Source organism: Bacillus cereus group sp. BfR-BA-01311, assembly GCF_022664295.1.
Classification (GTDB): Bacteria; Bacillota; Bacilli; order Bacillales; family Bacillaceae_G; genus Bacillus_A; species Bacillus_A cereus.
Genome location: NZ_JAKUHC010000034.1, coordinates 1 through 2,471, shown reverse-complemented (window position 1 = coordinate 2,471; position 2,471 = coordinate 1). Strand labels below are relative to the sequence as shown.

Below are 2,471 nucleotides of genomic sequence, written 5' to 3'. Positions count from 1 at the left end.
AACACGGAAGTTAAGCTCTCTAGCGCCGATGGTAGTTGGGACCTTGTCCCTGTGAGAGTAGGACGTCGCCAAGCAACTTTAAGACGAGTCAGAATGACTCGTCTTTTTTGTGTTTTATAACTTCTTTTCAAAGCTAAATATTTTGAAGTGCTTCTCGCTTTTCAAAAAGGTTTTTGAGTACGTAGCTATATAAGTTTTATTCAATTTCTTTCGTAATTCTTTATATGTAATTTAAGATTTTCTATTTTATTTCTTAAAGATAGGATTCATCAGTGTGTTAAAATAGTACAGTTGTTTTTGATGTACTTTAATATAAGAAGATTTAAGTTAGAAAAGGAGATAATATGAAAAAGATAAGTATAATTACTATAGTAGTCTTAGTCCTGCTAGTAATCGTGTATATGTTAGTTGGGAATTATTTTTATAACTACGCGTTAAATGCGAAACAAGAAAAAGAATTTTTGCAAGATAATCCTCATTTAGTAGAAACGGTAAATGCGTCGGGAGATGTATTGGCTGCAAATGAAGAAAAGAATGCAAACTTCGTATCGAAGTATAAACCTAACACATTAACTATACGTTCTTTCGATAAATTAAATTTAAAAGGTTATGAATATATGAATGAACCATCCAGTCATAAATGGGCAATTGTAGTTCATGGATACAATGGTAGAGCATCAGAAATGACGAAATATGTTCGTAACTTTTATGAACAAGGCTATAATGTCATAGCACCAGACCTTCGTGGACACGGAAATAGTGAAGGGGATTATGTTGGTATGGGCTGGCATGATCGTAAAGATGTTTTGATTTGGATTCAACAAATCTTGAAGAAAGACCCTAATGCTGAAATAGCTCTATTTGGTGTTTCAATGGGCGGGGCAACTGTAATGATGACTTCAGGAGAAGATTTACCTTCTAATGTTAAAGTTATTATTGAAGATTGTGGATACTCAACTGTTATTGATGAATTTACTTATCAACTAAAAGATTTATTCCATTTACCGAAGTTTCCTGTTATGAATGCGGCAAATACGGTTACTAAATTAAGAGCTGGTTACGATTTAGAAGAGGCTTCAGCTGTAAAACAAGTAGCGAAAAGTAAAACACCTATGCTGTTCATTCATGGGGATGCTGATACATTCGTTCCTTTTGAAATGTTAGATGAAGTATATAATGCTGCAAAAGTAGAAAAAGAGAAATTAATTGTTCCAGGTGCTGGACATGGAGAAGCGGAGAAAGTAGATTCGAATAAATATTGGAATACTGTATGGAAGTTCGTAGGGAAGTATATTCCGGCATAATTAAAGTTGTTGCATTTATATAGACGATAATCGGAGGGATAATAGTTAATCCTTTTGATTATCGTTTTTTTGTTAATTAGGTATTCTGCTATAAGTGTGTTTTTGTATGTACTATATGAAGGAGATAGAGCAAAAACTTTTGAATTCCTTAATCTCAGTGCTACAATGATTGAAAACTAAATGTTAATGAGGTGTTTTTTATGAAAATTGAAGTATGGTCGGATTTTGTATGCCCATTTTGCTATATTGGGAAACGTAGATTAGAGATGGCTTTAGAGCAATTTCCACATAAGAAGGATGTTGAAGTTGAGTTTAAAAGTTTTGAATTAGACCAAAATGCTCCAATCTATTCTGGAACAAGTATTAATGAAGTACTTGCATCAAAGTATGGAATTAGTATTGAAGAAGCTAAGCGTAATAACGTACAGTTAGGAAATCATGCAGCTAGTATGGGTTTAAGTTTTAATTTTGATGAGATGAAGCCGACTAATACTTTTGATGCGCATCGTCTTGCGAAGTTTGCAAAGAATCAAGGGAAAGAAAAAGAGATTACAGAAAATTTACTTTTTGCATATTTCACTGAATCGAAAAATTTAAGCGATGTGGATATACTTGCTACTATCGCTGAAGCTTCAGGTTTAGATAAGCAAGAAGCTTTAAATGTTATTAATGATAAAAATGCGTATGCAAATGATGTTAGAATTGATGAAGCGATTGCTCAGCAATATCAAATTTCGGGAGTGCCTTATTTTATTATTAATCAAAAGTATGCTATTTCAGGTGCACAACCACTTGAAACTTTTGTTGGTGCACTTCAGCAAGTGTGGGAAGAAGAGAATCCTGCACCTAAGTTGCAAGAACTTTCTTCAGAGGGTGGAAGCGATATTTCTTGTACTGATGGAAGTTGTTCGGTGCCTTCAAAAGAACAATAGTTTTTATGATGGAAAGCAACCCATAGAGTATTATATGGGTTGCTTATATATTCTTATAGAAGAGGTATGTAAATAGAGTTTTAAAAAAGTGAAGTTTTTTATAAAAATGTATTGACGATTACACCTTAGAGGTGTAATATAGAACAAGTCGCCGATGACATTAACGTCGAAAGCGACAAACGAAATAAAAAACTTAGTTGACATTAACTAACGAAGATGTTAACATAAGGAAGTC

2 protein-coding genes are annotated in these 2,471 nt (G+C 33.3%); both read left to right on the top strand.

Annotation, left to right across the window (positions count from 1 at the left end):
- The first annotated feature begins 344 nt into the window (after positions 1-344).
- Positions 345-1,304, top strand: coding sequence for an alpha/beta hydrolase (locus tag MR136_RS28220; protein ID WP_000723974.1), 960 nt, complete (start codon positions 345-347; stop codon positions 1,302-1,304).
- Positions 1,305-1,504: 200 nt separating this feature from the next.
- Positions 1,505-2,236: a DsbA family oxidoreductase gene (locus MR136_RS28215; protein ID WP_017674605.1), complete on the top strand. Its 732-nt coding sequence runs from the start codon at positions 1,505-1,507 to the stop codon at positions 2,234-2,236.
- The last annotated feature ends 235 nt before the right edge of the window (positions 2,237-2,471 follow it).

Coding starts and splice junctions, on each gene's coding strand:
- MR136_RS28220 (WP_000723974.1), top strand. CDS start 345: ATGAAAAAGATAAGTATAATTACTATAGTAGTCTTAGTCCTGCTAGTA.
- MR136_RS28215 (WP_017674605.1), top strand. CDS start 1,505: ATGAAAATTGAAGTATGGTCGGATTTTGTATGCCCATTTTGCTATATT.